This window comes from Curtobacterium sp. VKM Ac-2852 (assembly GCF_013205045.1).
GTDB classification, from domain to species: Bacteria; Actinomycetota; Actinomycetes; order Actinomycetales; family Microbacteriaceae; genus Curtobacterium; species Curtobacterium flaccumfaciens.
In genome coordinates this window covers 428,260-454,901 of the sequence record NZ_JABMLI010000001.1, presented here as the reverse complement: position 1 = coordinate 454,901, position 26,642 = coordinate 428,260, and the positions used below count along the sequence as shown (strand labels likewise).

At 71.6% G+C, this 26,642-nt stretch carries 24 protein-coding genes; 11 read left to right on the top strand and 13 right to left on the bottom strand.

Annotation, left to right across the window (positions count from 1 at the left end; all coding sequences use genetic code 11):
• Nucleotides 1-456, bottom strand: a complete 456-nt coding sequence (locus tag HQQ79_RS02205) for an iron chaperone (RefSeq protein ID WP_196783353.1) — start codon at nt 454-456, stop codon at nt 1-3.
• A gap of 90 nt (nt 457-546) precedes the next feature.
• On the opposite strand from HQQ79_RS02205, the gene mgrA reads away from it, so the two are divergent.
• Entirely contained in the window at nt 547-1,590 is a 1,044-nt protein-coding gene (gene mgrA / locus HQQ79_RS02200; RefSeq protein ID WP_071245810.1) for an L-glyceraldehyde 3-phosphate reductase, read from the top strand.
• A gap of 802 nt (nt 1,591-2,392) precedes the next feature.
• Nucleotides 2,393-3,655 carry an MFS transporter gene (locus HQQ79_RS02195; protein ID WP_173032342.1) on the top strand — a complete coding sequence of 421 codons (1,263 nt, stop codon included), beginning with the start codon at nt 2,393-2,395 and terminating at the stop codon, nt 3,653-3,655.
• 78 nt (nt 3,656-3,733) lie between these two features.
• Here the strand turns inward: HQQ79_RS02195 and mnhG are convergent, their stop codons facing one another.
• The 7 genes from mnhG to HQQ79_RS02160 form a co-directional block, all read right to left on the bottom strand.
• Nucleotides 3,734-4,090, bottom strand: a complete 357-nt coding sequence (gene mnhG / locus HQQ79_RS02190) for a monovalent cation/H(+) antiporter subunit G (protein WP_051597119.1) — start codon at nt 4,088-4,090, stop codon at nt 3,734-3,736.
• Nucleotides 4,087-4,425: a hypothetical protein gene (locus tag HQQ79_RS02185; protein WP_051597118.1), complete on the bottom strand. Its 339-nt coding sequence runs from the start codon at nt 4,423-4,425 to the stop codon at nt 4,087-4,089. Before HQQ79_RS02185 ends, mnhG begins: the two co-directional genes overlap by 4 nt.
• Nucleotides 4,422-5,003: a Na+/H+ antiporter subunit E gene (locus HQQ79_RS02180; RefSeq protein WP_051597117.1), complete on the bottom strand. Its 582-nt coding sequence runs from the start codon at nt 5,001-5,003 to the stop codon at nt 4,422-4,424. Before HQQ79_RS02180 ends, HQQ79_RS02185 begins: the two co-directional genes overlap by 4 nt.
• On the bottom strand, nt 5,000-6,691 hold the full coding sequence (locus HQQ79_RS02175; RefSeq protein WP_173032341.1) for a Na+/H+ antiporter subunit D: 1,692 nt from the start codon (nt 6,689-6,691) through the stop codon (nt 5,000-5,002). Before HQQ79_RS02175 ends, HQQ79_RS02180 begins: the two co-directional genes overlap by 4 nt.
• Nucleotides 6,688-7,098: a Na(+)/H(+) antiporter subunit C gene (locus HQQ79_RS02170; protein ID WP_173032340.1), complete on the bottom strand. Its 411-nt coding sequence runs from the start codon at nt 7,096-7,098 to the stop codon at nt 6,688-6,690. The genes HQQ79_RS02175 and HQQ79_RS02170 overlap by 4 nt, the downstream gene beginning before the upstream one ends.
• Nucleotides 7,095-10,007: a Na+/H+ antiporter subunit A gene (locus HQQ79_RS02165; RefSeq protein WP_173032339.1), complete on the bottom strand. Its 2,913-nt coding sequence runs from the start codon at nt 10,005-10,007 to the stop codon at nt 7,095-7,097. Before HQQ79_RS02165 ends, HQQ79_RS02170 begins: the two co-directional genes overlap by 4 nt.
• 101 nt (nt 10,008-10,108) lie before the next feature.
• On the bottom strand, nt 10,109-10,861 hold the full coding sequence (locus HQQ79_RS02160; protein WP_138802362.1) for an SDR family NAD(P)-dependent oxidoreductase: 753 nt from the start codon (nt 10,859-10,861) through the stop codon (nt 10,109-10,111).
• A 45-nt stretch (nt 10,862-10,906) separates the two neighbouring features.
• Here HQQ79_RS02160 and HQQ79_RS02155 point away from each other — a divergent pair, with 45 nt between their 5' ends.
• The 6 genes from HQQ79_RS02155 to HQQ79_RS18860 all read left to right on the top strand — a co-directional run bounded on the left by HQQ79_RS02155 (nt 10,907) and on the right by HQQ79_RS18860 (nt 16,036).
• On the top strand, nt 10,907-11,629 hold the full coding sequence (locus HQQ79_RS02155; protein WP_173032338.1) for an SDR family oxidoreductase: 723 nt from the start codon (nt 10,907-10,909) through the stop codon (nt 11,627-11,629).
• Nucleotides 11,626-12,285 carry a FadR/GntR family transcriptional regulator gene (locus HQQ79_RS02150; RefSeq protein WP_138802363.1) on the top strand — a complete coding sequence of 220 codons (660 nt, stop codon included), beginning with the start codon at nt 11,626-11,628 and terminating at the stop codon, nt 12,283-12,285. Before HQQ79_RS02155 ends, HQQ79_RS02150 begins: the two co-directional genes overlap by 4 nt.
• A gap of 66 nt (nt 12,286-12,351) precedes the next feature.
• Nucleotides 12,352-12,972, top strand: coding sequence for a VTT domain-containing protein (locus HQQ79_RS02145; RefSeq protein WP_173032337.1), 621 nt, complete (start codon nt 12,352-12,354; stop codon nt 12,970-12,972).
• Nucleotides 12,973-13,009: 37 nt separating this feature from the next.
• The gene (locus HQQ79_RS02140) at nt 13,010-13,879 is read left to right on the top strand and encodes an SMP-30/gluconolactonase/LRE family protein (RefSeq protein WP_173032336.1); all 870 of its coding nucleotides are present in this window, start codon (nt 13,010-13,012) and stop codon (nt 13,877-13,879) included.
• A gap of 7 nt (nt 13,880-13,886) precedes the next feature.
• Nucleotides 13,887-15,038: a 23S rRNA (uracil(747)-C(5))-methyltransferase RlmC gene (rlmC, locus tag HQQ79_RS02135; protein ID WP_173032335.1), complete on the top strand. Its 1,152-nt coding sequence runs from the start codon at nt 13,887-13,889 to the stop codon at nt 15,036-15,038.
• A gap of 302 nt (nt 15,039-15,340) precedes the next feature.
• On the top strand, nt 15,341-16,036 hold the full coding sequence (locus tag HQQ79_RS18860; RefSeq protein WP_071245830.1) for a transglycosylase family protein: 696 nt from the start codon (nt 15,341-15,343) through the stop codon (nt 16,034-16,036).
• An 82-nt stretch (nt 16,037-16,118) separates the two neighbouring features.
• Here the strand turns inward: HQQ79_RS18860 and HQQ79_RS02125 are convergent, their stop codons facing one another.
• Nucleotides 16,119-17,162 carry an LCP family protein gene (locus HQQ79_RS02125; RefSeq protein WP_173032334.1) on the bottom strand — a complete coding sequence of 348 codons (1,044 nt, stop codon included), beginning with the start codon at nt 17,160-17,162 and terminating at the stop codon, nt 16,119-16,121.
• Nucleotides 17,163-17,237: 75 nt separating this feature from the next.
• Nucleotides 17,238-17,645, bottom strand: a complete 408-nt coding sequence (locus HQQ79_RS02120) for a MarR family winged helix-turn-helix transcriptional regulator (protein ID WP_111058004.1) — start codon at nt 17,643-17,645, stop codon at nt 17,238-17,240.
• 77 nt (nt 17,646-17,722) lie between these two features.
• On the opposite strand from HQQ79_RS02120, the gene HQQ79_RS02115 reads away from it, so the two are divergent.
• Nucleotides 17,723-19,837, top strand: a complete 2,115-nt coding sequence (locus tag HQQ79_RS02115) for an efflux RND transporter permease subunit (protein ID WP_173032333.1) — start codon at nt 17,723-17,725, stop codon at nt 19,835-19,837.
• Nucleotides 19,838-19,849: 12 nt separating this feature from the next.
• Nucleotides 19,850-20,500 carry a GntR family transcriptional regulator gene (locus tag HQQ79_RS02110; RefSeq protein WP_051597115.1) on the top strand — a complete coding sequence of 217 codons (651 nt, stop codon included), beginning with the start codon at nt 19,850-19,852 and terminating at the stop codon, nt 20,498-20,500.
• A gap of 97 nt (nt 20,501-20,597) precedes the next feature.
• Here HQQ79_RS02110 and HQQ79_RS02105 read toward each other — a convergent pair whose 3' ends face one another.
• The 3 genes from HQQ79_RS02105 to HQQ79_RS02095 are packed head-to-tail and all read right to left on the bottom strand — an operon-like array spanning nt 20,598 to nt 25,116.
• The gene (locus HQQ79_RS02105) at nt 20,598-21,374 is read right to left on the bottom strand and encodes an IclR family transcriptional regulator (RefSeq protein ID WP_027467181.1); all 777 of its coding nucleotides are present in this window, start codon (nt 21,372-21,374) and stop codon (nt 20,598-20,600) included.
• 26 nt (nt 21,375-21,400) lie between these two features.
• Nucleotides 21,401-22,828, bottom strand: coding sequence for a hypothetical protein (locus tag HQQ79_RS02100; protein WP_173032332.1), 1,428 nt, complete (start codon nt 22,826-22,828; stop codon nt 21,401-21,403).
• Between the two features lie 38 nt (nt 22,829-22,866).
• Nucleotides 22,867-25,116 (bottom strand): FAD-dependent oxidoreductase, encoded by a 2,250-nt coding sequence (locus HQQ79_RS02095; protein WP_173032331.1) that lies wholly within the window; start codon nt 25,114-25,116, stop codon nt 22,867-22,869.
• Between the two features lie 108 nt (nt 25,117-25,224).
• On the opposite strand from HQQ79_RS02095, the gene HQQ79_RS02090 reads away from it, so the two are divergent.
• Complete coding sequence (locus tag HQQ79_RS02090) at nt 25,225-26,577, top strand: MFS transporter (protein ID WP_027467178.1); 1,353 nt, start codon at nt 25,225-25,227, stop codon at nt 26,575-26,577.
• Nucleotides 26,578-26,642 lie beyond the last annotated feature (65 nt).

Sequence of the window (26,642 nt, the reverse complement as noted above, 5' to 3'; positions counted from 1 at the left end):
TCAACCGACCGCGCGACGGATCAGGTCGGCCACCCGTGCCTCGTCGGCCTCGGAGAACTCGGGGCTGATCGCCCACGACGTCGGCCAGAACGTGCCGTCGTCGAGCGCGGCCGAGTCCTGGAACCCGAGCGTCGCGTAGCGGGCCTTGAACTTCGCGGCGTCCTGGAAGAAGAACACCGCCTTGCCGTCCCGCGCGTAGGCGGGCATGCCGTACCAGAGCTTCGGCGCGAGCTCGGGCGCGACCTCGAGCGCGATGCGGTGGATGCGCTCCGCCAGCCCCCGGTCCGGCTGGGGCATCTCGGCGATCTTCGCCTCGACCGCAGCGGCGTCGGCCGCTGCCTTCTCGGCCTTGGTGCCCTTGGTGCCGCGGGCGCGCTTGACCTCTGCGGCGTGCTCCTGCATCGCCGCGCGCTCCTCGTCGGTGAAGGTGGTCTCGGTCTTCGTCGTCCGTGCCATCGTCGTCTCCTCGTGGTCTCGTGCACCCATCATGGGTCCGCGAAGCGAAGCATGCGAGGCCGGGGCCCGATCGAGTGCCAGGCTCGTCCCATGACCTACATCGCCAGTGACGACCGCTACGACTCGATGACGTACCGCCGGACCGGCCGCTCGGGCCTCGACCTGCCGCTGCTCTCCCTGGGGTACTGGCACAACTTCGGGGACGACATGCCCTTCGAGAACCAGCGTGCCATCAGCCGCCGGGCGTTCGACCTCGGGATCACCCACCACGACCTCGCCAACAACTACGGCCCGCCCTACGGTGCCGCCGAGGTGAACTTCGGCCGCCTGATGCGCGAGGACTTCCGGCCCTACCGCGACGAGATGGTCATCTCGACGAAGGCCGGCTGGGACATGTGGCCGGGGCCGTACGGGCAGGGCGGTGGCTCGCGCAAGTACGTGCTCGCCTCGCTCGACCAGTCGCTGCAGCGCACGGGCCTGGACTACGTCGACGTCTTCTACTCGCACCGTCTCGACGCCTCCACCCCGCTCGAGGAGACGATGGGCGCCCTGCACACCGCGGTCCAGCAGGGCAAGGCGCTGTACGTCGGGATCTCGTCGTACGACGCCGAGCGCAGCCGGCAGGCGGCCGAGATCCTCCGCGACCTCGGCACGCCGCTCCTCATCCACCAGCCCTCGTACTCGATGCTCAACCGCTGGATCGAGACCGAGGGGCTGCTCGACGCCGCCGGCGAGCTCGGCTTCGGCGTCATCGGCTTCACCGCGCTGGCGCAGGGGCTGCTGACCGGCAAGTACCTGAACGGTGTGCCCGAGGACTCCCGCGCGGCAGCGGGCAAGTCCCTCGACGCGTCGAGCATCACGCCCGAGGTCGTCGAGCACCTCCGTGCGCTGAACGACGTCGCGGCCGCACGCGGACAGTCCCTCGCGCAGCTCGCCCTCGCCTGGGCGCTCCGTGACGAGCGGGTGACCTCGCTCGTGATCGGCGCCTCGCGGGTGTCGCAGCTCGAGGACAACGTCGCCGCGCTGTCGAACACCTCGTTCACCGACGAGGAGCTCCGCGTGATCGACGAGCACTCCGTCGGCATCACGGACGTCGACCTGTGGGCGGGAGCCCGCGCGGGCGAGGTCTCCTGACCCGAGCGCCACGCCGCAGCAGTCCCTCGGCCGGTCGTATCTCGTCGCTCGGCGGATCCCGCCGACTGGTCGCGACACGTCGCGGGTCGCGTGCCGGCCGGTCACGAACTGTCGGCTGGCGGCGCCGCAGGCGACGGTCTTCGACCGCGCCGCGGACGGTCGACGGGGTGTCGTGACCGGTGCGGGGCCCTGGGCGCGCGGCGCGGCGGACGGGAGGCGCGGGACACCCCGCCACGCGCCTCCCGTCCGTCGTCCGATCGCGTCGCGTCGCCTCGCCTCGCCTCGCTCGACCGGCCCGCGAGTGGTCGCGACGCGTCGCGGGTCGCGTGCCGACCGGTCACGAACTGGCGGCTGGCGGCGCCGCAGGCGACGGTCTTCGACCGCGCCGCGGACGGCGGGCGGGGTGTCGTGACCGGTGCGGGGTCCTGAGCGCGCGGCGCGGCGGCCGGGAGGCCCGGGGCACCCCGCCACGCGCCTCCCGTCCGTCGCCCGATCGCGTCGTGTCGCCTCGCCTCGCTCGACCGGCCCGCGAGTGGTCACGACGCGTCGCGGGTCGCGTGCCGACTGGTCACGAACTGTCGGCTGGCGGCGCCGCAGGCGACGGTCTGTGACCGCACCGCGGACGGCCGGCGGGACGGCGCCCGGAGCGAACTCCTCCGGTGCGCGGCGGCCGATTGGTACCATCGACAGCGTTCGACAACACGCAGTGTGTATCTACCGGCCGCCGGCTCCCCGGCGGACAACGGCGGCACCCGATGGGTCCGCCGCCACCGAACCGGGCGGGCCGAGAAGGCACACCCCAATGCTCCAGACCCGTTCCACCGGCGACACCCCCGCCACCGGCGACGCCCCGCCCGCTCCGGACCGCTCGCTCGTCTCCCTCGCCGGACGCTGGTACTTCCCCGTGGCGTTCATCGCCCGGCTCCCGTTCGCGATGATGGTGGTCGGCGTCCTGACCCTGGTCGTCGCCGCCCGTGACTCCGTCGCCCTCGGCGGCATCAACTCCGCCGCCGTCGGCATCGGCTCCGCGATCTTCGGCCCGATGGTGGGCGCCGCGGCGGACCGCTTCGGACAGCGCGCCGTGCTCGTCCCCGTCGGCCTGGTGAACGCGGCGCTGCTCGGGCTCTTCCCCTTCGTCGTCAGCGGGACCGCACCCGACCTCGCGGTCCTCGCGGTCGCGTTCTGCATCGGCGCCTCGGCACCGCAGGTCGCCCCGATGTCCCGCACGCGGCTCGTCGCGATCATCCGGCAGCGCATGGCCCCGGCGCGGCGCGAGAAGACCCTCAGCGGCACCATGGCCTACGAGTCCGCCGCCGACGAGACCGTGTTCATCATCGGCCCGTTCCTGGTCGGCATCCTCGCCAGCGCGATCGCCCCGTGGGTGGCCGTCGCCGGCGCCTCGGTCCTGACGTTCGTGTTCGTGACGGCGTTCGCGCTGCACCCGACCGGCAAGCTCGTGGTCGGCCAGCACGCGGAGTCGACGCAGGCGCCCGCGCGGCAGCTCCTGCGTCCGCGGCTCGTCGTCGTGGTCGTCGGCATCCTCGGCATCGGGCTGTTCTTCGGCTCGACGCTCACCTCGTTGACGGCGTTCATGGAGACCCACGGCGAGGCCTCGCAGGCCGGCCTGCTCTACGGCCTGATGGGCATCGGGTCCGCCGGGCTGGCGCTCGGGTCGGCGGCGTTCCCCCGGGCCTTCGGCCTCGGCTGGCGCTGGCTCGTCTTCGGCGTCGTGCTCCTCGCCGGTGCGGTCGCGTTCGCCAGCGCCGACTCCGTCGTCGCCGCGGGCGTCGTCCTCGCGGTCATGGGCATCGGGATCGGACCCACCCTGGTCGCCCAGTACAGCCTCGGCTCGGACCGGTCACCCGTCGGCCGCTCCGCCACCACGATGACGATCCTCGGGTCCGCCGTCATCGTCGGCCAGTCGATCGCCTCCGCCATCACCGGTGACGTCGCCGAGCACCACGGCACCGCCGCGGCGATGCTGCTGCCGGCGGCCTCCGCCGCGATCGTGGTGGTCGCCGCGGTCCTCAACCTGCTGCTCCCGCGTCGGGTCGCGACCGCCTGACCGCGAACGTGAGCGCCTGACCGAAGCGGAGGCCCGTGGCGACGCCGCCACGGGCCTCCGCTCCGTCAGATCGGTGCGTCAGGACTCCGTGTCGTCGACGAGCAGGTCCTCGTGCCGGTAGTCGTCGGCGCGCAGGCCGGCGCGGGCGATCATGTGCGTCGACACGGGCACCAGGAACAGCTGGAACACCATGATCGGCAGCACGACCCAGAACGCCGTCCACGTCCACACCGCGACGACGATGGCGGCCAGCGCGAGTGCGAGCCCGAGCACCTGCGGCTTCGCCATCGCGTGCAGACGGACGAGCGGGTCCGGGAACCGGACGATGCCGACCCCGGCGCCGAGCGACAGCAGCGACCCGACGAGCAGCAGCGCGATGGCGATCCAGGCGCGGATGCCGGCGTCGTCGACGAACGACTCGATGATCTCGATCACGACTGGTCCTCCTCGGCGCGCTCGGGGGTGGTGACGGTCAGTCCCTCGTCGGACGGGTCCGCCGAGGGCGTGACGGCCCGGGCCACGGCGACCGTGGCGAACACGCTCGTCGCCGAGATCACCACGAGCACGGGGATGCCGGTCAGGTCCTGGCGGATGACCATCGCGGCCGCGATCACCACGAGCACGGTGGTCAGCACCATGTCCGAGCCGATCATGCGGTCGAGGATGGTCGGGCCGCGCACGATCCGGAACACCGCGAGGGCGAACGTCGCCCCGAGGAGCGCGAGCACGAGCGCGACGGCGATGCCCATCACGACGACGGCGGGGCTCACCGGGTCACCTCCGGCAGCGGCTCGGACAGTTCGGAGACGTCCTGCTTGGAGCCCAGTGCGCGGATGACCATGGCCTCGATCCGGAGTGCGACGCGGCGTTCGTCCTCGACCTGCTCCGGGCGCTCGGTGTCGAGCACGTGGAGCAGCAGGCGACGGCGCCGCAGGTCCACGTCGGCGACGTACGAGCCGGGCACGAGCGAGATCGCGAGCGTGGCCAGCGTGAAGGTCATCTCGGACGTGGAGTGCAGCTGTACGAGCGTGATCGAGCTGCGCCGCACACCGCGGGGACGGAACGCGACCCACGCGACCCGGAAGGACGCCACGACGACGAGCCCGGACCAGACCACCAGGAACCGCAGCACGTGCACGATCGAGAACCGTGCGGACAGCGGGACCGGCGGGAGCGGCAGCGCCTGGGTGACGAGGAGCGCCACGACGATGCCGCACAGCAGCGTCAGCGGGGTCCATGACCCCCAGAGCAGCGCCCAGAGCACGGTGAGTCCCGCGACGAGGGGCACGTCGTAGCGCCACGCCAGCGCGATCCGCCTGGCGTTGGAGATGCGGCGGACGTCGGTCATCGCTCACCTCCGAGCACGGCCTGCACGTAGCGGTCGGGCGACTCCAGCGACTCCGCTGCGCGGGTCGCGTAGCCGTAGAGCGGCCCGGCGACGACGGTCAGCGCGACGGACCCGAGCACCGCGATCGTCGTGACCCCGACGAGCATGCGCGGCAGGCGCACCTTCTCGGGAGCCTCGCCGACCGCCTCGGTCGCGCCGGTGGTCGGACTGGAGGCGGTGGCTGCGTGCGGTGCGTCGGTGACCGTCACCGAGCCTCCCGGGTGGTAGGCCTCGCCCGTCTCCTCGGAGACGGTGAGGGGAGCCGGTTCCGGCGACCGCAGGTGGGCGTGCGGTTCCGCGCTCGTCGCGTGCGGGGCGGCGGCCTCGGCCGCCGGCTTCGGCCGCCAGAAGGCGGCGTCCCAGACCCGCATGAGCGCGTAGAGGGTGAGCAGCGAGGTGACGACGCCGGCGCCGATGGTGACGTACGCCATCGGGGATCCGTCCTCGGCGGCGGCGCGGAACAGGCCGAGCTTGCCGATGAAGCCGGAGAACGGCGGGATCCCGCCCAGGTTGAACGCGGGGATCAGGTACAGGGCGGCCAGCAGCGGTGCGGCCTTCAGCAGTCCGCCGAGCGACCGGGTCGAGGTCGTCCCGCCGACGCGTTCCATCAGGCCGGACACCAGGAACAGCGTGGTCTGCACGACGATGTGGTGCACCGTGTAGAACACCGCTGCCGCCGTCCCCGCGACGGTGCCGAGTCCGACGCCCATCACCATGAAGCCGATGTGGCTGATCAGCGTGAAGGACAGCAGCCGTTTCACGTCGGTCTGCGACACCGCGCCGAGCACCCCGACCACCATCGTCAGTGCGGCGACGACGAGCAGCACCTCGTTGAGCTGTGGTCGCGGGAAGATCACCGTCTCGAGCCGGATGATCGCGTAGATGCCGACCTTGGTCAGCAGGCCCGCGAAGACCGCGGTGACCGGCGCCGGGGCCGTCGGGTACGAGTCCGGCAGCCAGAACGCCAGCGGGAACACGGCCGCCTTGATGCCGAACCCGATCAGCAGCATCGTGTGCAGGAGCAGCTGGACGTGCTCCGGCAGGTCGGCGACGCGTTCGCTGATCTGCGCGATGTTCACCGTGCCGGTGGCGCCGTAGACCAGACCGATGGCGGCGAGGAAGATCGCCGACGCGATCAGGCTCGTGACGATGTACGTCGTGCCGGCCCGGACGCGCTGTTCGCTGCCGCCCAGCGTGATGAGCACGTAGCTCGCCACCAGCAGCATCTCGAACGCGACGTACAGGTTGAACAGGTCGCCCGCGATGAACGAGTCGAGCACGCCGGCGGCGAGCACCAGGTACGTCGGGTAGAAGATCGTGACCGGGGCGTCCTCGTCGTCGGCGGCCAGACCCTGCCCGATCGAGAACAGCAGGACGAGCAGCAGGACGCTCGCACTGACGGTGAGCAGCAGGGCGCTCAGCCGGTCGACGACGAGCGAGATGCCGTACGGGGCGTCCCAGCCGCCGACCTGCACCACGATCGTGCCGTGCCGGTCGACCAGGACCATGAGCGTGGCGGCGACGACCAGGGCCACGACGAGCACCACGACGGTGATCGCACGCTGGAGCTTCTGGTGGCGGAGGAGTCCGAGCGCGACCGCGGCACCGAGCAGCGGGACGAGGACGAGGAGCGGGACGAGCCAGGTCATCGGGTCGCCTCCTGTTCTGCGTCGGTGGTGGTCTCCGGGTCCTCGTCGGCCGGCTCGTCACGGTCACGGCCGATCGCGGCGTCGGCCTCGTCGACCTCGACCTCGTCGGCGCGGGACAGCTGCCACGACCGGTGGATCAGGGCCAGCAGGAACGCGCTCACGGCGAAGGTGATCACGATCGCGGTCAGGGCGAACGCCTGGGGGAGCGGATCGGTGATGCCCTCGGCGCTCCCGCCGATCGGCGGGTCGCCCGCGGCGCCGGACATCACCAGCAGCAGCAGGTTGAGCGAGTTGCCGAGCAGCAGGAAGCCGAGGAGCATCCGGGTCAGGGAGCGTTCGAGCAGCAGGTAGACGCCGCACGAGAACAGCACCGCCATGGCGATCACGAGGACGAGGGTGACGGTCATGTGGCGCTCCCTTCCGGGGTGGGGGCATCGAGGGTGTCGCTGACGGACCCCTCGGTGGTGTCGCGGGTCGGGGTCGAGGCGTCCTCGAGGCGCTGCCGGTCGACCTCGGCGCCGAGGCTGCGGAGGACGTCGAGCACCAGGCCGACGACGACCAGGTACACGCCGATGTCGAAGAACGTGGCGGTGACGAACTCGACGTGTCCGAGGATCGGGACGGTGGCCTCGAAGAACTCGGAGTACAGGGCTTCGCGACCGAAGAACAGCGGCACGATCGCCGTGACGGCGGCCGTCGCGACCCCCAGACCGAGCAGGCGACCGGCACGCACCGGGGCCGCTGCACCGAGTTCGGCGGGACCGCCGGCCAGGTAGCGGGCCGCGAGGGCGATGCCGGCGACCAGACCGCCGGCGAACCCGCCGCCGGCCGAGTTGTGGCCGGCGAACAGCAGGTAGAGCGACAGCACGATCAGGCCGTGGAACAGCAGTCGGACGACCACGTCGAGCAGGGCCGAGCGGCCGGTCGGGATCGCGGCGCTCGTCGGCAGCCAGGCGCGGGGTTCACCGTCGGTGCGCTCGCCGTTCGCGGTCAGGGTCTCCGGCAGGTCACGCAGTCGCGGCAGGGTGTCCTCGCGCGAGTTCACGAAGATCAGGCTCGCGACGCCGGTGGCCGCGGCGACCACGACGGTGAGCTCACCGAGGGTGTCCCAGCCGCGCAGGTCGACGAGGGCGACGTTCACGACGTTCAGACCGTGCCCGAACGAGCTCGTCAGCGCGGGCAGGTCGGGCCAGAGGGGGCGGGCCGTGCGGGCGGAGGCGGCCACCACGACGACGATCGCCAGTGTCAGCCCCGCCAGACCGGCGAAGAGCGCCCGCACGACCCGGAACCGCGACGGGTTGGTGGTGGCGATGCGCGGGGGCAGCCGCCGGAGGACCAGGACGAACGCGATCAGGGTGACCGTCTCGACCACGAGCTGCGTCAGGGCGAGGTCGACGGCACCGTGCAGGACGAACAGCACCGAGAGGCCGTAGCCGGTGACGCCGACCAGCACCGCGGCGGCGAACCGGGTCTTCGCAGTGAGCACCGCGATGCCGGCGATCGACATCACGATCATCACCGGGATCTGGCCCCACGAGTCGGCGAACCGGACGTTGAACTCCCACGGCCCGCCGAGCACCAGGTTGGCGAGCGCCCCGGCGACGAAGACCGACAGGATCACCGTCAGGTAGTAGGGGAGCGAGCCGCGCTGCAGGCTCGCGGTGAGTCCGGTCGCTCCGCGGTCGAGCAGTCGCATGCCGTGCCGGTACGTGCCCGCGGCACTCGGGAACCCGGCGAGCCGGTGCTGGAGTGCCTCGACCGGGCGGCGCAGGGCGAACAGTGCGAGGCCGCCGACCAGGGTGATCGCCGACAGGCCGAGTGCGGGTTCGAGGCCGTGCCAGAGCGCGAGGTGCGGGACCTCGTGTCCACCGAGCGCCGCTGTCGTCGCAGCGGGCTCGATGCCGTGCGCGACCAGCGGCGTGAACAGGCCGAGTGCGAGTCCGGCCAGCGCGAGCACCGAGGGCACGACGGCGAGGCCGTGCAGGGCGTGCGGCTCGGTGGTCGCGACGCCGGGCTTCCGGGCGAAGGCACCCCACAGGAACCGCAGCGAGTAGGCCACGGTCAGCACCGAACCGACGGTCACGCCGATCAGGGCGAACCAGGCCCAGCCGGCGTCGGGACCGTGCAGGGACTCGGTGAACCCGGTCAGCACGGCTTCCTTCGCGACGAACCCGATCGTCGGTGGGATCCCGGCCATCGACACCAGCGCGAGCACCGCGACGACCGCCAGCCACGGGCGGGCGCGTCCGAGTCCGCTGAGCCGGCCGAGGTCACGCGTGCCCGTGACGTGGTCGATCGCGCCGACCACGAGGAAGAGCGTCGACTTGAAGGCGGCGTGGGCCACGAGGAGTGCGACCCCGCCGAGGGCGACCGCGGGCGCACCCCAGCCGGCGGCGAGCACGAGGAACCCGAGCTGGGCCACGGTGCCGTAGGCGAGCAGGAGCTTGAGGTCGGTCTGCCGCAGCGCCCGGTACCCGCCGACGAGCATCCCGGCGACGCCGAGCAGCGTGATCGTCTCGCGCCAGCCGTCGAGCAGCGCGAACGCCGGGGCGAGCCGGGCCACCAGGTAGATGCCGGCCTTCACCATCGCGGCGGCGTGCAGGTACGCGCTGACCGGGGTGGGTGCGGCCATCGCGGCGGGGAGCCAGAAGTGGAAGGGCACGATCGCCGACTTCGTGAGCGCCCCGAGCAGCACCAGGACCACCGACACCGAGACGATCGTGCCGCTCGGGGGATCGGCGACGATCGCGGACAGCGAGGTCGTGCCCGCCGTGACCGAGAGCATCACGAGGCCCGCGAGCATCGCCAGGCCACCGGCGGTGGTCACCACGAGGGCCTGCATGGCGGCGGCGCGACTGGCACGCTTCGCGGCGTCGTGCCCGATGAGCAGGTAGGAGAAGACCGTCGTGGCCTCCCACAGGACGAACAGCACGATCACGTCGTCGGCGATCACGAGGCCGTACATCGAGCCGGCGAAGGCGGTCAGGACCCCGGCGAACCGACCGAGCCCGGGTTCGTCCCGCGCGAAGTACGAGGCGCAGTAGACCAGCACCAACGCGCCGACGATCGACACGACCAGTGCGAGCACCCACGACAGGGCGTCCATCCGCAGCGCGACGTCGAGGTCGAGCTGGGGGACCCACCGGTGCCGTTCGACGACGCTGCCGTGCAGGGCGGCGTCGGTCTGGGCGATCGTCAGCGCCGCCGCCGCGGCGGGGGCGAGGGCCGCCACGTAGAACACGCGGCGGCCGAGGACGGGGGTCAGGGCGGGGACGATCAGGGCGACGATCGCGAACGCGACGAGGACGAGGACCATCGGGCACCTCCTCGGGGTCGGGCTGCAGTCCGGCTCACTGGGCTTTCACAGCCTACGGAGGAGGCCATGTGGAGAACCTGAGCGGCCGGACAGCAGTCCGCTCAGGTCCGGCCGTGCGCTCGGGCGGGGATCTGCGTCGCGAGCTTGCCGCCGGAGACGTCGAGCAGGGTGCCGGTGATGTACCCGGAGGCGTCGCTCGCCACGAAGACGAGCAGGTCGGCGACGTCGTCCGGCGTCTCCCACCGGCGGAGCGACAGCGTGTCGAGCAGGCGGTCCTGCGCCTCGGCCGGCATCGTCGCGAAGCCGTTCATCGCCGTCGGCACCATGCCCGGTGCGTAGGCGTTGACGGTGATGCCCCACGGCCCGAGCTCCGATGCGAGCACCCGGGTGAACGAGACGACGGCGGCCTTCGAGGCCGCGTAGGCCGCGCTCCCGACACTGGGCACGATCGCGGCGAACGAGGCGGCGTTGATGATCCGACCGCGCCCGGCCGCCTGCATCACCGGAGCGACGGCCTGGCTCATCAGGAACGTGCCGCCGAGGTTGACGTCCATGCAGCGTCGCCAGGCGTCCCACTCCAGTTCGGCGACCGTGCCCGTGACGTTGATGCCGGCGTTGTTGACCAGCACGTCGATCGTGCCGTGCCGCCCGACGACCTCGTCCACGGCGTCGTGCACTGACTGCGGGTCGGCGACGTTGCACACGACGTGGTCGAGCGGGAAGTCCTGCTCGAAGGCCAGGTCGAGCGCGACGACGCGGCACCCTTCGCTGACGAAGCGGTCGGCGAGGGTGCGGCCGATCCCGCGCGCTGCGCCGGTCACGACGACCACGCGGTCGGTCAGGTCGAGGTGCATCGTTGCTCCCGTCGTCGGTGGCTTCAATAGGCATACTATTCGAGCATGACGGATCAGCGTGTGCTCTGGGTCACGGGTGGGGGCAGCGGCATGGGAGCCGCGAGCGCCGAGGCGGCGGCGCGGGACGGCTGGACCGTGGTGCTCAGCGGACGTCGTGCCGACCGGCTCGAGCAGGTCGCGCGCACCGTCCGCGGCGCCGGGGGAACCGCGGACGTCCTGCCCCTCGACGCGAACGATCCCGACGCCGTCACCGCCGCGCGGGACGCCGTGCTCGAGCGGCACGGCCGACTCGACGGGCTCGTGCTGGCGGCCGGGCTCAACGCCCCGCGACGCCGGTGGGACGACCAGTCGCTCACCGACTTCCGCGCGATCGTGGACACGAACCTCACCGCCGTCGTCACGCTGGTGGACGCCGCGCTGCCGGGACTCCGCACGGCCGGCGGCGTGGTCGTGGTGGTGTCCTCGTACGCCGGGTGGTCCTTCCAGCCAGGGGCGGGTGTCGCGTACTCGGCGAGCAAGTCCGCGCTCGCGTCGGTCGTCCGCACGCTGAACCAGCAGGAGGCCGAGCACGGCGTGCGTGCCACGCACCTGTGCCCGGGAGACGTGGCGACGGACTTCCTCGACCAGCGGCCGGAGGTCCCCGACGCGGCCGCCCGGCAGCGCATGCTCCAGCCGGAGGACGTCGGGCGGACGGTCGCCTTCGTGCTCGGGGTACCGGCACACGTGCGCATCGACGAGCTCGTGGTGTCGCCGGTCTCGCAGCGGTGACGAGCACCTTCGAACGGGTCCTCGACCAGATCGGTGCCGCCGTCGTCTCCGGTGCCGTCGCCGTGGGCAGCCGCCGGAGCATCGACGACCTGGTGGCCTGGACGGGTGCCAGTCGCAGCATCGTCCGCGAGGCCGTCCGGGTCCTCGTCGCCCTCGGCCTGCTCACCGCGCGGCAGCGGGTCGGCGTGACCGTGCTCGGCGTGCGGGAGTGGGACGTCCTCGACCCGCGCGTGGTGCGGTGGCGTCTGCGGGGCCCGGACGCCGACCGCGTGGCGGTCGAGCTCCGTGAGCTGCGTGCGGCGGTCGAGCCCGCCGCCGCTGCCGCAGCAGCCCGGCGGGTGGCGCTCGACGAGTTCGCGGACCGACGGGAGGCCCTCCGCACCACCGCGGACGAACTCGCCGCCGCCGCGACCCGCGACGACCGCCCCGACTTCGTGGCCGCGGACGTGCGGTTCCACGCGCTCGTGCTCGACCTGTCCGGCAACGCGCTGTACCGACGACTGCACCAGGTCGTCGGCCAGGTGCTGCGCGAACGCGGGAGCGTCCGCCCGGACCGGCACGACGTCGGCCTCCACCTCGCACTCGCCGATGCCGTCCTCGACGGTCGCCCGGACGAGGCGGCCTCGACGATGCGGGCGATCGTCGACCGCACGTGAGTGGAGCCCCCGGACCTGCGAGGATGGACCCCGGTGTGCCATTCCGGTGCCCATGGAGGGTGAGTCGTGGACGCAGCACAGGACCTGGTCGTCCAGCTCGTCGGCACCCCGTGGGCGTTCTTCGTGGTCGGCCTCGTGCTCGCCGTGGGCAGCGTCGCGGTCTTCCTGCCCAGCCAAGCACTCGTCGTCGCGATCGGCACGCTCCTGGTGGGCGGTGACGGCGGTCTCCTGCCGGTCCTGTTCCTCGTCGTCGCGGCGTCGATCGGCATGGTCCTCGGCGACCTCGGGCTGTACCACCTGGCGCGTTCGGTCGACCTCGGCTCGAGGTCGTGGTTCTCGCGGCCGAAGGTCCGCGCGGCCCGGGACGCCATCGACGGCCGCTACCGTGCTGCTCCCGGACGCATCGCGGTACTCGGACGCTTCATCCCGATGGGCCGGTTGACGACGAACCTGGTCGGCGCGGACAGCGGGCTCGACCTCCGGCGGTTCCTGCTCAGCTGCGTGCTCGCCGACGTCGTGTGGGCGGCGTACTGCGTCGGCATCGCCTCGGCCACCGGGCGCTGGAGCCGCGAGCAGCCCTTCCTCGTCACGACCCTCGCGGTCGTGGCGTCGATCCTGCTCGGCCTGGCGATCTCCGCGATCGAGAAGGCCGTGCGACGACGCACCCAGGCGGCGGCCGCGGCCTGACGAACGTAGGGTGGGCACCCCGTTCGAAGGAGAACCCGTGCTGTTCGACGACCTCGTGCCGGACCGCGACGCGCTCGAGCGCATCGCCACCGGCAGCACCTGGGCCGAGGGGCCCTGCTGGATCCCGTCGACCCGCACGCTGCGGTGGTCCGACATCCCCGGCGACCGGATCCTGCAGTGGCACGCGGACTCGGGGGAGACCTCGGTGTACGCGGACGGTGTCGAGTTCACCAACGGCCGCACGCTCGATCGGGACGGCAGCGTCGTGCAGTGCTCGCACGGCCTGCGTCGGGTCGAGCGTGACCGCGACGGCGTCGTCACGCCGATCGTGGACGCGTGGGACGGGGGCCGGTTCAACTCCCCGAACGACGTCGTGGTCGCGCGGGACGGCGGCGTCTGGTTCACCGACCCGGCCTACGGCATCACCCAGCCGCGTGAGGGGCACCCGGGTGTGCGCGAGTACGGCGACCACTGGGTGTTCCGGTGCGGACCGGAGGGCGAGGACCTGCGGCCCGTGGCGACCGACCTGGACGAGCCGAACGGCCTGGCCTTCGACCCGGACGAGCGGGTGCTGTACATCGCGAGCTCGTCGGGCGACGAGCCGGTCATCCGCGCCTACGACCGCCGTGGCGACCTGCTGAAGAACGGCCGGGTGTTCGCGCGGCTCGAGCCCGGAGAGGGAGCGCCGGACGGCATCCGGGTCGACGTGCACGGCAACGTCTGGTCGTCCTCCCACCACGGCGTGGTCGTGTTCGACCCCGAGGGAGCCCGGATCGGAGCGGTCGCCGTGCCGGAGGTCACGTCGAACCTGTGCTTCGGCGGCGACGACGGCACGACGCTGTTCCTGACCGCGACGACGTCGGTGTACCGGATCGCCACGACGACGCGGGACGCTGCCGTATCCTGACTCGGCCATGCAGTGCGACTACTTCGACCGCGGGGTGTGCCGGTCGTGCACGCTCATGGGCCAGCCCTACGCCGACCAGGTCCTCGACAAGGAACTCCGCACGCGCGAACTCCTGCACGACGCGGTCGAGGCTGCCGGTGGCCCCGGAGCGGTCTCCTGGTCGCCCGCGATCACCAGCCCGGAGTCCGGGTACCGGAACAAGGCGAAGATGGTCGTGGGCGGATCCGTCCAGCACCCCACCGTCGGGATCCTCGACCACCGGCAGCGCGGCGTGGACCTGCGGCACTGCGGGATCTGCACGCCCGGCATCCGGCACGCGTTGCCCGTGCTCGCCGAGTTCGTCTCGACCGCGGGGCTGATCCCGTACGACGTCGCCGCGCGCCGGGGGGAGCTGAAGTACGTCCTGGTCACCGAGTCGCCCGACGGCGAGCTGATGATCCGGTTCGTCCTGCGCTCCGAGGGGCAGCTGCCACGGCTCCGCCAGCACCTCGCCGCCCTGCGCGCCGCGCTGCCGAACGCGGTCGTGGTGACCGTCAACCTGCTGCCCGAGCACAAGGCCGTCACCGAAGGCGACCGCGAGATCGTGCTGACCGAGCAGGAGACGCTGCCGATGCGGCTCGGCGGGATCACGATGCACCTGCGGCCGCGGAGCTTCTTCCAGACGAACACCGGTGTCGCGACCGAGTTGTACGCGCAGGCGACGGCCTGGATCGACGAGCTCGAACCCGCGTCGATGTGGGACCTGTACTGCGGCGTCGGCGGATTCGCGCTGCACGCAGCCCGCCCCGGCCGCGTGGTGACCGGCATCGAGACGAGTGCCGAGGCGATCCGCTCCGCCAAGCAGTCCGCTCGTGAGGCCGGCCTCGAGGGGCTCCGGTTCGCCGCTGACGACGCGACCGAGCACGCACTCCGGGCCCGTCCGGACGCGGTGCCCGAGCTCGTCGTCGTGAACCCGCCGCGTCGCGGGATCGGCGAGCGGTTGTCGACCTGGCTCGAGGAGTCGGACGTGCAGCACGTCGTGTACTCGAGCTGCAACCCCGTGACCCTGGCGAAGGACCTGGCACGCATGCCGTCGTTCCGGCTGCGTCGGGCCCGGGTGCTCGACATGTTCCCGCAGACCGGTCACCTCGAGGCCGTGACCCTGCTCACGCGGGGCTGATCCCGAGCGCCGATCGGCATTGCCAGGGAATTGCCAAGGACACGTACCCGGGTACGGCTCGATCACCATGGCCATGGGGATCCGCACGTTCAGGTTCGGGGTAGGGGTACATAGCATGCACGGGTAGAACCGTTTGTCTCGGTTTGATAACGGTCAAGAGTTTCCTATGGTTGCCGACCGAGGTGCCGCCGGCCCGATGACCACTGCCCCCGGTGGCGCACCCCCACAACTGACCGCGATCGGTCGGGGTGGGCAGTGGATTCCGCAGCAGATGCGGCTCGTGACCCCGGTGGAGCAATCACATGAAGAAGCTTTCCCGTACCCGCACCATCGTCGGTGGCCTGGCGTTCGCCGGCATCGCCGCGACCGGTGTCGGCCTCGCGGCAGCCCCCGCGAACGCAGCGTCCGGTTCGACCTGGGACCAGCTCGCGCAGTGCGAGTCCGGTGGCAACTGGGCCATCAACACCGGCAACGGCTACTACGGCGGCCTGCAGTTCAACCTCGGTACCTGGCAGGCGAACGGTGGCGCGGGCAACCCCGCCTCCGCCAGCCGCGAGGCCCAGATCGCCGTCGCCGAGCGTGTCCTCGCCTCGCAGGGCTGGGGCGCATGGCCCGCCTGCTCCGCCCAGCTCGGGCTGAGCGGGACCAGCGGTGCGGCCCCCGCCGCGGCGGCTCCGGCCCCCGCACCGGCTCCGGCCCCCGCACAGCAGGCCGCCCCGCAGCCCGCCGCACCGGCACCGGCTCCTGCCGAGCAGGCCGCCCCGCAGCCGAGCACGACCGAAGCGGCGCCCGCCCCGGCAGCGACCACGCCGAGCAAGCCGGCCCCGGTCAAGACGAGCGGCAAGACGTACAAGATCACCTCGGGCGACACGCTCGACACGATCGCGACGAAGCTCGGGATCGACGGCGGCTGGAAGCAGCTCTGGGCCGCGAACACGTCGACCATCGACGACGCGAACCTGATCTACGCCGGCCAGGAGCTCCAGCTCCCCGCCTGATCTCTCCGCAGACCGAACACGACGACGCCCCACGACCTCGAGTCGTGGGGCGTCGTCGTGCGTGCGGCCTCGCGGTGCCGGACTACTGCGGGTTGTCGGCGAGCCAGCCCGCCACGTCGTCGGACCGGAGCGCCCGGGACAGGGACCCGACGGCGAGCTCGTTCAGGTTCACGATCGACTGCCCGTCCGGTGCCGTCCCGGAGCCCGCGGTCGGCACGGTGAAGGTCACGAGGTCGTCGGCCCCGACCGCTCGGAGCGACCACCCGAGTTCCGCCATCCGTGCGAACGAGAACCCGGCGTCGACCGACAGGTGCGCACTCGTCGCGGCGACGAAGTCCTGGATGCGCCCGGGGTTGGTGACGGTGCCACGGGACAGCAGCCCGTTCACGACGCCGCGCATGAACGCCTGCTGGTTGCGGACGCGGGTGTGGTCGGCGTCGACGAAGGAGTAGCGCTCCCGGACGAAGGCCAGTGCTGCGGCCCCGTCGAGCCGGTTCGCCCCGGCCGTGAAGTCGTGGCCGCGTGCTGAGAACGCCCGGGGGGAGTCGACCGTGACGCCGCCGAGGGCATCGGTCATGTCCTCGAACCCGGCGAAGTCGATCTCCGCCACGTGGTCGATCCGGATGTCCAGGAGCTGTTCGACGGTCTCCGTGGTGAGGGCGACCCCACCCCAGGAGTAGGCCGCGTTGATCTTCGCGCGCCCGTGTCCGGGGACCTCGACCCACGAGTCGCGCATGATCGACATGAGGTACACGTGCTGTCGATCGGCGGGGACGTGCGCCAGCATCAGGGTGTCGGAGCGCCCGCCGAGCTCGGGCCGCGCGCCCTCGGGGCCGCCCTGCGCGCGAGCGTCGGACCCGATGAGCAGGATGTTCTCACCGCTGGACGTGCTCGGCCGCGCACCGCTCGGGAACGGGTCGGCGATGGTGTCGCGACCGGCGTCGAAGCTCCGCGCGAGTCCGCCGACGAAGACGCTCGCCGCGACGGCGAGGACCAGGGCGACACCGACGAGCGAGCCGAGCGTCGCGACCAGGGCGACCAGGAACGGTCGACGTCGCCGCGTGCCGCGACGGGGTGCGCGGAGGGTGTGTGCTGCGGCCGCCCGGGCGGCTCGGCGTTCGGACATGCGGGACTCCTGTGGTCAGGTCGGCACGCACCGACCACAGGATCTTATCGCATGTGGTATTTCAAGAACAATGTTTCATTCGGACGGCGGTCCGGCGAGCAGCTCGCCCAGTGCCGTCCGGAGCGCCGGGTCCTCCGGCAGGACCTCGCGCTCGATGTGCCGCGCGGTCTCCCACGCGGACCGGCCGGCGGGCGTCACGCTGACCACGCGGCGCCGACGATCGGCGGGGTGCGGGGTGCGTTCGACGAGACCGTCCCGCTCCATCCGCTCGAGGGTGCGGGACATCGTCTGCGGCTGGACCCGGGCCGTGCGGGCGATGGTGTCGGCGCCGGTCGGTCCGGTCCGGATGAGGATGTCGATCGCGACGACCGCGGCGTGCGAGAGCCCGATGGCGCGGAGGCGTTCGTCCCAGTCCCGTTCGACGGACCGCGCGGCCGCGGACAGCAGGCGCCCGAGGGGCCACTGCTCGGTCGTGTCCTGCATGTCGTGATTCTATGGTTGGCAGGTGCGCTCGACCGTCAAGTAATCAGCATGCTGACGATCGGTGTACGCTCACCGACGTGTCCCGCTTCCTCCGCATCGTCCTCCCCGCGCTCGTCATCGTGGTCTGGCTCGGCATCGCCTCCGTCGGCGGTCCCTTCTTCGGCAAGATCTCCGAGGTCTCCACCAACGACCAGACCTCGTTCCTGCCGGCCTCGGCCGACGCCACGAAGGTGCAGGAACGGTCCTCGGAGTTCCGCGACGAGTCGGGGGCGCCCGCGATCATCGTCCTCGAGCGCGACGGCGGCCTGACGTCGACCGACCTCGCCGATGCGAAGGCACTCGCCACGACGCTGTCCGACCGCGCCGACGTCGAGGCCGTCAGCCCGGTGATCCCGAGCGAGGACGGCGACGCGGTCGAGATCGTCGCCACGCTCACGCAGGACGCCGAGACCGGGGACGCGGTCGAGGCCATCCGGGCCGACGTCGACGATGCGCTCCCGTCCGGCGTGAGCGGCTCCGTCACCGGTCCCGCCGGGTTCACCGCGGACCTGACCGAGGCCTTCGCCGGCATCGACGGACTGCTGCTCGGGGTGGCGCTCGCCGCGGTGTTCGTGATCCTGATCATCGTCTACCGATCACCCCTGCTGCCCGTCCTCGTGCTCGGGACCGCCACCTTCGCCCTGTGCGCCTCGATCCTCGTGGTCTGGTGGCTCGCCAAGGCCGACATCGTGACGGTCAACGGGCAGGTGCAGGGGATCCTGTCGATCCTGGTGATCGGTGCGGCGACGGACTACGCGCTCCTGTACACCTCGCGCTTCCGCGAGGAGCTGCGCGACCACCGCACCGGTTGGGACGCGACAAAGGCCGCCCTGCGGGGGAGCCTCGAGCCGATCCTGGCCTCGGGCGGCACGGTGATCGTCGGGGTACTCTGCCTGCTGCTCTCCGACCTCAACTCGAACAAGGCGCTCGGGCCGGTCGCGGCCATCGGCATCGCGTTCAGCCTGCTCGCCGCCCTGACCCTCCTGCCCGCGCTGCTGCTCGCGTTCCGCCGCGCGGCGTTCTGGCCGCTGCGTCCCGCGTTCGGCAGCGCCCACCCCGAGCTCACGGGTCCGGGCGCCCGCGGCATCTGGGCGCGCGTCGGCCGGCTCGTCGCCCGGCGGTCCCGGGTGGTGTGGATCGTCTGCACGGTCGGCCTGCTCGCGATGGGCGCCGGCATGTTCGGACTCAAGGCGGACGGGGTGCCGCAGAGCGACCTGATCATCGGGTCGTCCGAGGCCCGTGACGGTCAGGACGTGCTGGCCGACCACTTCCCGGGCGGTTCCGGCAGCCCCGCGCAGGTCATCGGCGCGGAGCGCGACCTCGACCGGCTCGTCGACGCGATCACCGCGGTGGACGGGGTCGACGGGGTGGTCGCCGCGGCGAAGGACAGCCCCGCCGGTACCGTCCCGGTGACCGGGGACGCCGCCGGCAGCGGCACGCCGACCGTCTCCGGCGGTGACGTCCTGCTCGAGGCGACGCTGTCCGACGCCGCCGACTCGGACGCCGCCGAGCAGACCGTCCGCGACCTCCGCACCGCGGTGGAACGGGTCGACCCGGGAGCGATCGTCGGTGGCGTCACCGCGACGGCGGTCGACACGAACGACACCGGGATCCGCGACCGCACGCTCATCATCCCCGTGGTGCTCGTCGTCATCCTGCTGATCCTGATGCTCCTGCTCCGCAGCATCGTCGCGCCGCTCGTCCTGATCGGCAGCGTGATCGTGTCCTTCGCGGCGGCCCTCGGTGTCGGAGCGCTCGTCTTCGACCACGTGTTCCACTTCCCGGGCGCGGACCCGAGCGTGCCGCTGTACTCGTTCGTGTTCCTGGTGGCGCTCGGCGTGGACTACAACATCTTCCTCATGACACGGGTGCGCGAGGAAGCGCTGCGGCACGGTCCACGCGAGGGCGTCCTGCGCGGACTCGGCGTCACCGGCGGGGTGATCACGTCAGCGGGCGTCGTGCTCGCCGCCACGTTCGCCGCCCTCGGCGTGATCCCGATCCTGTTCCTCGTGCAGATCGCGTTCGTCGTCGCGTTCGGCGTCCTGCTCGACACGATCGTGGTCCGCTCGCTGCTCGTGCCGGCGCTGGCCTACGACCTCGGGCGCCGGGCCTGGTGGCCGTCGCGCCTCTCGCGCACGACCCCTGACATGTGACACGCTGGACCCATGCCAGTTCCCTCGACGCAGCCCGCTGCCGAGCGCAAGCTCCTCCGTGACACGGTGCAGGACAAGATCCGAGACGCCATCATGGACGGCACGCTCGAGCCCGGGGAACGGCTCAACGACGACGACCTGATCGCCTGGCTCGGTGTCTCCCGGACGCCGATCCGCGAGGCCCTCGCCGAACTCGCCCGGGCCGGCCTCATCGAGATGGCGCCGAACCGCTACACCCGGGTCGCGGCGCCGACGAAGGAAGAACTCCTCGACGCGTACCGTACGCTCGGCGTGATCTACGGCGGCGTCGTGCGGCTCGCGGTGCCCCGGTTCACGGACGCGCAGCGCAAGAAGATCGTGAAGATGCTCGACGACGTGCACGCGCGGGTGAGCGCCGACGAGCAGGACCAGGTCGCGCGCGACGGCGCCGGCATCTACTCGATGTGGGCCGACGCGTGCGGCAACCCGTCGCTCGTGCAGCTCTGCAACTCGACGACGGACGGGCTCTCGTTCAAGCTCCGCGTTCCGGAGCTCGCGGAGCTCCTGCCGGCCGACGTGATCCTGCCCGAGCTGACGAAGCTCAAGGACGCCGTCGTCGCGAAGGACCCCATCGCTGCCGAGCTCGCCATGGAGGCGATCCACCTGCTCCCGTCGCGCGACTAGCGGGACCAGCGCGACCAGAAGACGGCCTGGAGGCCCGTGGCGACTCCGCCACGCGCCTCCAGGCCGTCACTGCGTCACCACACGACGAGGCGAGCCGTCAGTGCGCGACGGCGCTGATCATCCCGAGACCGACGCTGATGCGGTCGGCGACCTCGATGAGGTCCTCGGCCAGGGACCCGAGGTCACGGTCGCGGAGCTGCGTGAGGCGTCCGGAGATCGAGAGCGCGGCCGCGGTGTCCCCCGAGGCGTTCCGGATCGGCGCGGCGATGCAGAACCGCCCGAGCGCGAGTTCCTGGTTCTCCTCGGTCCAGCCGCGCTTCGCCGAGACGGCCAGGTCGGCCGTCAGGGCGTCGTGCGACGTGATGGTGTGGTCGGTGTACCGCGCGAGGTCCGCACCGAGGAGCCGCTCCCGGTCCACCTGTGACAGGTCGAGCATGAGGGCCTTGCCGAGCGCCGACGCGTGCAGCGGCTGTCGCATGCCGATCATCGTGTGCGACTTCGGCGCCAGCGACCCCTCGAAGTGGCAGAGGTAGATGCACGAGGCGGCGTCGCGCACCCCGACGTTCGCGGTGAGGCCGATCCGGTGCGCGAGTTCCTGCGCCGCGGCCCGGCTCTCCCGGTGCACCGGGTTGTGGTTGAGTCCCTGGCTGGCGAGTTCGAGCACGGCGCGACCGACCGAGTACCCCTGCGAATCAGGATCGCGACGCACGTACTCGAGCGACTCGAGCGTCGCCAGGAGCCGACCCGTCGTCGACGTCCCGAGGCCGATCGCCCGCGCGATGTCGGAGGCACGCATCGGCCCGTCAGCAGCACCGAGCGCGCCGAGGACCGCCGCGGCGCGCTCGACGCTCTGGTTCGGAGGGGTGGTCGTCATCCCCTCATTCTGGTCTGCGACGGCGATCAGGACACCGTGACGCCGCTGACGAACGCGTTCGAGCGCACCTGCGCCGCTGTCAGCGGTACCCCGCCGAGCACGACGTCCCGGAACGCGACGCCCGAGATCCCGTGGGCGGCGTCCCAGCCGGACAGCGTCACCGAGTCCGCCGTGACGTCGGTGAAGTCGCGGATCGTGATGCCCGTGATCCGACCGCGTTCGTCGCGGTAGCCGGTGTCGTTCGAGTACTGCCCCTTGAGGACCTGCAGCACGATCGCTCGCTTCCCGACCGGCTGCGACTCCACGTGGAAACCGTCGACCGTGACGTCGGAGACCGTCGCCCAGTCCTGCACGTCGAACTTCAGGGCGACCTCCTTGGCGCGGAGCACGTACGACTGCGTGATCGAGATGTCGGTGAACAGCGACGTCTCCATCGAGGAGCCGAACCGGACGGGGTTGCCGCCGGTGACGTTCCAGAAGGTGGTGTCGAGTGCGTGCAGCCCGCGGGTCTCGGCTTCGCCGTTCGTGGCGGCGTCGAGGGCGTGCCAGCCGAAGCCGTCGTCGCCGCTCATCACGAAGTTGTGCTCGACCGCCATGTCCTGCACGCCGTCGGTGTCGATGCCGTCGTTGTTGATGAGCGTGCCCATCAGGTTCGTCCACGACACGTGGATGCCCGACGACCGGATGTACAGCGTCTGCCACCACTGTGCGTTCCGGACGCCGATGCCGGAGACCGTGACGTCGGAGCTGTCGCGGAACCGGATCGCCATCGTCTTCGCGGTGCGCGAGGTGTCGTCGCCGGCGTCGAGGATCCCACGGCCGAGCACCCGCACGCCGGTGACACCGTCACCGTCGATGCGACCGTGCACCAGGGCGCCGGGAGCCAGGTAGATCGTCTGCCCGGACGCCGGGCGGATGACTCCGGCGTCGTGCTCGCCCGGGCCGAAGTACCGGACCGAGGGGTCGGCGGCGGACGGCACGGTCGTCTCGGCCGGTGTGACGAAGAGGAACAGCGCGCGAACGCCGGGCGTCTCGATCACGAGCGGGTGTGCGTCGCGGATCGTGAACGTGATGGTGGAACCGGAGCGGGTCGTCGCGATCGACAGCGTCCGTGGTGTCACGACGGGTGTGGCCGACGCGGCGAGGCCGGGCATGGTGACGCTGACGGTCGCCGTGCCGGTCCCCTTGGCGAACATCGCGACGTCGTGCGAGGTGCCGCTGACCGACTCGGCCCTGACCGGCACGGCCGTCCCGTTCGCCGAGACGGAGTGCGCGGTCGCGGCGGGCGAGGTGGGGTTCCCCGGGTTGGGCTGGATCGTGGCGGTGCCGGCGGTGACCGCTGACGGGGTGGCGGCGGTGTCCGCGACCGCAGCCGCGCCGTGCGGCCCGGACGTGCCGACGGCGGCGAGTGACAGCGCGATGACCGTCGCGATGGTGTGTGCGCGCAGGCGCATGGCGATCTCCCTTGATCGTTGTCGGTGTTGCAGGTGGGTCAGTAGACCTTCACGGCGCTCGCCGTGACGAACGGCGACCCGTTCGTGGCGGTCACGACGATGCGGAGCGAGTCGGTCCGCACCGGGGCGAGGTCGTGGACGCGATGCCGGTGCCGGTTGTCCGTGACGGTCTCGAGCTGCCGCCACGAGCCGTCGACGGACACCTCGATGCGGTAGTCACGGGCGAGCGTCGGGACGGCGTCCCAGTGGGTGCGGTGGTGGTGCAGGTTGATGAGGTCGGCGTCGACGTCGTCGTTCCACACGATCCGCACCTGGCGCACGTCGACCGGCTCCGTCCAGTCGAGTGTCAGGGCGGCTCGGCCGTCGCCGGCCTCGGACGACCACAGGTGCGGGCCGCCGAAGGGACGCTGGTACCCGTCGGCCACCCTGGAGGCCCGCCACGCGTCCGAAGCGCCGGCTGCGGTGAACGCGAAGGACCGTCCGCGCAGGGCGCGCGCTTCCCAGTCGGTCACCGGCTGGTCGGACTCCTCGGGGATGTGGTCGTCGAACTGCTCGTCGTCGGCCGTGCGGGCACGGAGGGCCAGCACCCCGTACGGGTGCCCGTCGGTCAGGACCAGGCGGACGCCCGGGGCACGACGGACGACGACGACCGCGTTGCACGGCTCCTCGGGACGGAACGCGAGGTCCACCACCGCTTCCCCGGATCCGGCAGTCACCGCAGCGGTGTGGGTGGCGACGTGCTCGATCGGGGCGTAGTTCTGCGGCTTGCCGGTCGTCCAGAGCTCGATCGTGAGCTCGGCCGCGGTGCCGTCGTCGACGACGGTCCGGAGCGCGAAGGAGCCGAGCGCCGGGTCGGCCGGCAGGACGATCGCGACGTCGCGATCGAGTGCGAAGGTGTCGGCGGTCGCCCACGGGGTGGTGTCGATCGAGGTGAGTTCACTGCTCGCGGTGATCGTCGCCAGGCAGGCCAGGTCGGCACCGTCGGCGGCCCAGACCCCGATGAGCGGGGCGTCCTCGCGGAGCAGCGTCTGCTGGAGCATGTCGACGTGGTCGTTGCCGAGCGTGCGGGGCGTCGTGCCGTGCCGGGCGACGAGGTGCGCGGCGGTGCCGGCGGCCTGGCCCTGGGTGGCGCACGTGGCCATCACCCGCGTGGAGCCGAACGCCACGTGCGACGCGGAGATGTTCCGGCCGGCGAAGAGCAGGTTCGCGACGTCCGCGGAGTAGAGGGAACGGAACGGGATGTCGTAGGTGCCGTCCGTGTACCGCTGCTGCGCGCCGGCGGTCTCGGCGTACACGCCCTCGACGGGGTGCAGGTCGATCGACCAGCCGCCGAACGCCACCGCGTCGGGGAAGGTCCGCTGCGACAGCAGGTCCTGCTGGGTGAGCGTGTGGTCGCCGATGAACCGGCGGTACTCCCGTTTGCCGGGGATCGCACCCACCCAGTCGAGCGTGAGGGTCTCGGCGTCGAAGGCGCCGGAGTTCTTGATGTGGTCCCAGATCCCGTAGACGACGCCCCACAGCTCGTCGCGGATCCGCTCGTTCTCGGTGACGGTGTCGAGCGCACCGCCCCACTCGATCCACCAGTAGTTGCAGCCGTTGTCCCCGGTCTTGATGGCCCGGTTGGCCAGGATCGGTGTCGTCCTCAGGTCGACGGCGATCGACGGTGGCACGAACTTCTCGGGCCGGCCGGTGTCGTGCGTCGAGAAGAAGATCGAGCTCCCGAGCAGTTCGTCGTCGGGCTGTTCCGGCGCCCACGCCTCCCCGTGTTCGGCGCGTCCCTCGCGGCCGATCCGGAACGACGCCCCGGCGAGTGCGCCGACGAGGCCGTCGCCCGTGCAGTCGAGGAACACCGGTGCGGTGAAGGTCGTCTCGATCTCGGACCCCATCGTCCACCCCGTGACGGAGGTGATCCGGGTGGCGCCGTCGTCGTCGGCGGTCGTGACGGTGCGCACGTCGGTGTTGAGGTGCAGGTGCACGTTCGGTTCGGCGCGCACGAGGTCGAGCACGACCTGGTCCCAGTAGACCGCGTTGCCCTGCGGGTTCCGGTACTGGTTCTCGAGGAAGAGCTCCCCCATGATCCCGGTCTCGCGGGCGAACCGATGGGTTCCGTGCGCGGTCGCCCCGACCACCCACACCCGGATCTCGCTCGAGGAGTTCCCGCCGAGGACGGGACGGTTGGTGACGAGGGCGACGCTGGAGCCGAGGCGTGCGGCGGCGACCGCGGCGCACACGCCGGCGAGACCGCCTCCGACGACCACGACGTCGTGGTGCTGTTCACGGGACTGCATGGCGGTGACGGTATCACTCTCTGGCGCATCCTTCCCACTGTGTGGCAAAGTGTGCCCGGCAAGTGCTATCGTCAACGAACTCTCGACAACGAAGTGTGAGGTCACCCCATGAGCGACGGAACCCGAACGCGCACGAGCGCGGACGCCGCCGGCCCCCCGGACGTCCAGGCAGCACTGGGCGACGACGCGCGCCGACAGGGCATGCGGAAGGTGATCGTCGCCGCGGGCGTCGGCCACTTCGTCGAGTGGTTCGACTTCGGCCTCTACGGCACCCTGGCCACGGTCATCTCGCTGTACTTCTTCAAGCAGGGCGACCCCCAGGTGGCGTTGCTCTCCGCGTTCGCCGTGTTCGGTGCCGGCTTCGTGATGCGCCCGCTCGGCGGGCTGTTCTGGGGCTCGCTCGGGGACCGGGTCGGCCGGAAGACCACGCTCGCGACGGTCATCCTCATCACGAGCGGAGCGACGGCCGTGATGGGTATCCTGCCGACCTACCAGAGCGTCGGGCTGCTCGCACCGATCCTGCTCGTGCTGGTCCGGCTCGTGCAGGGCTTCGCCGCCGGTGGTGAAGGTGCCGGCGCGACGACGCTCCTGGCCGAGTTCGCGCCCTCGAACCGACGGGGCTTCGTGACGAGCTTCATCGACGTCTTCGGGTTCGCGGCCTTCATCGTCGGTGGCGGGCTGGTGTTCCTGTTCACCGCGCTCGCGGGCGACGACGCGCTCGAGACGTGGGGGTGGCGCGTCCTGTTCCTCATCGCGGTCCCGCTCGGACTGGTCGGCCTGTACCTCCGCAACCGGCTCGAGGACACCCCCGAGTTCCGCGCACTCAAGGCGAAGGGTGAGGTCGCGGCGAACCCGTTGCGTCGCTCGCTCCGCACCGGCTGGAAGGCTCTGCTGTTCTGCATCGGCTTCGTCGTCCTCAAGGCGGTCGGCCACTGGATCCTGCAGACCTTCATGCCGTCGTACCTGCAGGCCGACCTCGGGTACTCGCCGCTGGTGTCGTACGGGGTCGTCGTGATCGGCTTCCTCGTGATCGCGGGACTCGTGCCGTTCTTCGGCCTGCTGTCGGACCGGATCGGCCGGAAGCCGGTCATGCTCGCCGGCTGCACCGGCTTCCTGGTGCTGACCTACCCGACGCTGATGCTCATGGACGCCGGCAACTTCTGGGCGGCCGCGGCCGCTATGGTGCTGCTCGGCCTGTTCATGGCGGCGTTCGACGGTGCCGTCAGCGCGGCGATGGCCGAACTGTTCCCGACCGCGATCCGCTACGGGTCGATGGGCATCGCCTACAACATCAGCGTCGCGCTCTTCGGTGGCATCACGCCGTACTTCGCCACGTGGCTCATCAGTGCCACGGGCAACACGTTCGCGCCCGCCTTCTACGTCATGGCGGCTGCGGCGATCACGGGGATCACCGTGCTGCGTGCCCGTGAGACGAACAAGCAGGGCCTCGTCGCCCGGTGAGGAACACGACAGCGGGCATGGGGTGACCTGCCAGGCGCATCCCATGTCCGTCGTGCGCGCGCCGG

What these genes read in the sequence shown, in the direction of transcription:
- HQQ79_RS02205 (WP_196783353.1), bottom strand. Translation starts at nt 456, where the DNA reads ATGGCACGGACGACGAAGACCGAGACCACCTTCACCGACGAGGAGCGC.
- mgrA (WP_071245810.1), top strand. Translation starts at nt 547, where the DNA reads ATGACCTACATCGCCAGTGACGACCGCTACGACTCGATGACGTACCGC.
- HQQ79_RS02195 (WP_173032342.1), top strand. Translation starts at nt 2,393, where the DNA reads ATGCTCCAGACCCGTTCCACCGGCGACACCCCCGCCACCGGCGACGCC.
- HQQ79_RS02180 (WP_051597117.1), bottom strand. Translation starts at nt 5,003, where the DNA reads ATGACCGACGTCCGCCGCATCTCCAACGCCAGGCGGATCGCGCTGGCG.
- HQQ79_RS02175 (WP_173032341.1), bottom strand. Translation starts at nt 6,691, where the DNA reads ATGACCTGGCTCGTCCCGCTCCTCGTCCTCGTCCCGCTGCTCGGTGCC.
- HQQ79_RS02170 (WP_173032340.1), bottom strand. Translation starts at nt 7,098, where the DNA reads ATGACCGTCACCCTCGTCCTCGTGATCGCCATGGCGGTGCTGTTCTCG.
- HQQ79_RS02165 (WP_173032339.1), bottom strand. Translation starts at nt 10,007, where the DNA reads ATGGTCCTCGTCCTCGTCGCGTTCGCGATCGTCGCCCTGATCGTCCCC.
- HQQ79_RS02160 (WP_138802362.1), bottom strand. Translation starts at nt 10,861, where the DNA reads ATGCACCTCGACCTGACCGACCGCGTGGTCGTCGTGACCGGCGCAGCG.
- HQQ79_RS02155 (WP_173032338.1), top strand. Translation starts at nt 10,907, where the DNA reads ATGACGGATCAGCGTGTGCTCTGGGTCACGGGTGGGGGCAGCGGCATG.
- rlmC (WP_173032335.1), top strand. Translation starts at nt 13,887, where the DNA reads ATGCAGTGCGACTACTTCGACCGCGGGGTGTGCCGGTCGTGCACGCTC.
- HQQ79_RS18860 (WP_071245830.1), top strand. Translation starts at nt 15,341, where the DNA reads ATGAAGAAGCTTTCCCGTACCCGCACCATCGTCGGTGGCCTGGCGTTC.
- HQQ79_RS02125 (WP_173032334.1), bottom strand. Translation starts at nt 17,162, where the DNA reads ATGTCCGAACGCCGAGCCGCCCGGGCGGCCGCAGCACACACCCTCCGC.
- HQQ79_RS02120 (WP_111058004.1), bottom strand. Translation starts at nt 17,645, where the DNA reads ATGCAGGACACGACCGAGCAGTGGCCCCTCGGGCGCCTGCTGTCCGCG.
- HQQ79_RS02110 (WP_051597115.1), top strand. Translation starts at nt 19,850, where the DNA reads ATGCCAGTTCCCTCGACGCAGCCCGCTGCCGAGCGCAAGCTCCTCCGT.
- HQQ79_RS02105 (WP_027467181.1), bottom strand. Translation starts at nt 21,374, where the DNA reads ATGACGACCACCCCTCCGAACCAGAGCGTCGAGCGCGCCGCGGCGGTC.
- HQQ79_RS02100 (WP_173032332.1), bottom strand. Translation starts at nt 22,828, where the DNA reads ATGCGCCTGCGCGCACACACCATCGCGACGGTCATCGCGCTGTCACTC.
- HQQ79_RS02095 (WP_173032331.1), bottom strand. Translation starts at nt 25,116, where the DNA reads ATGCAGTCCCGTGAACAGCACCACGACGTCGTGGTCGTCGGAGGCGGT.
- HQQ79_RS02090 (WP_027467178.1), top strand. Translation starts at nt 25,225, where the DNA reads ATGAGCGACGGAACCCGAACGCGCACGAGCGCGGACGCCGCCGGCCCC.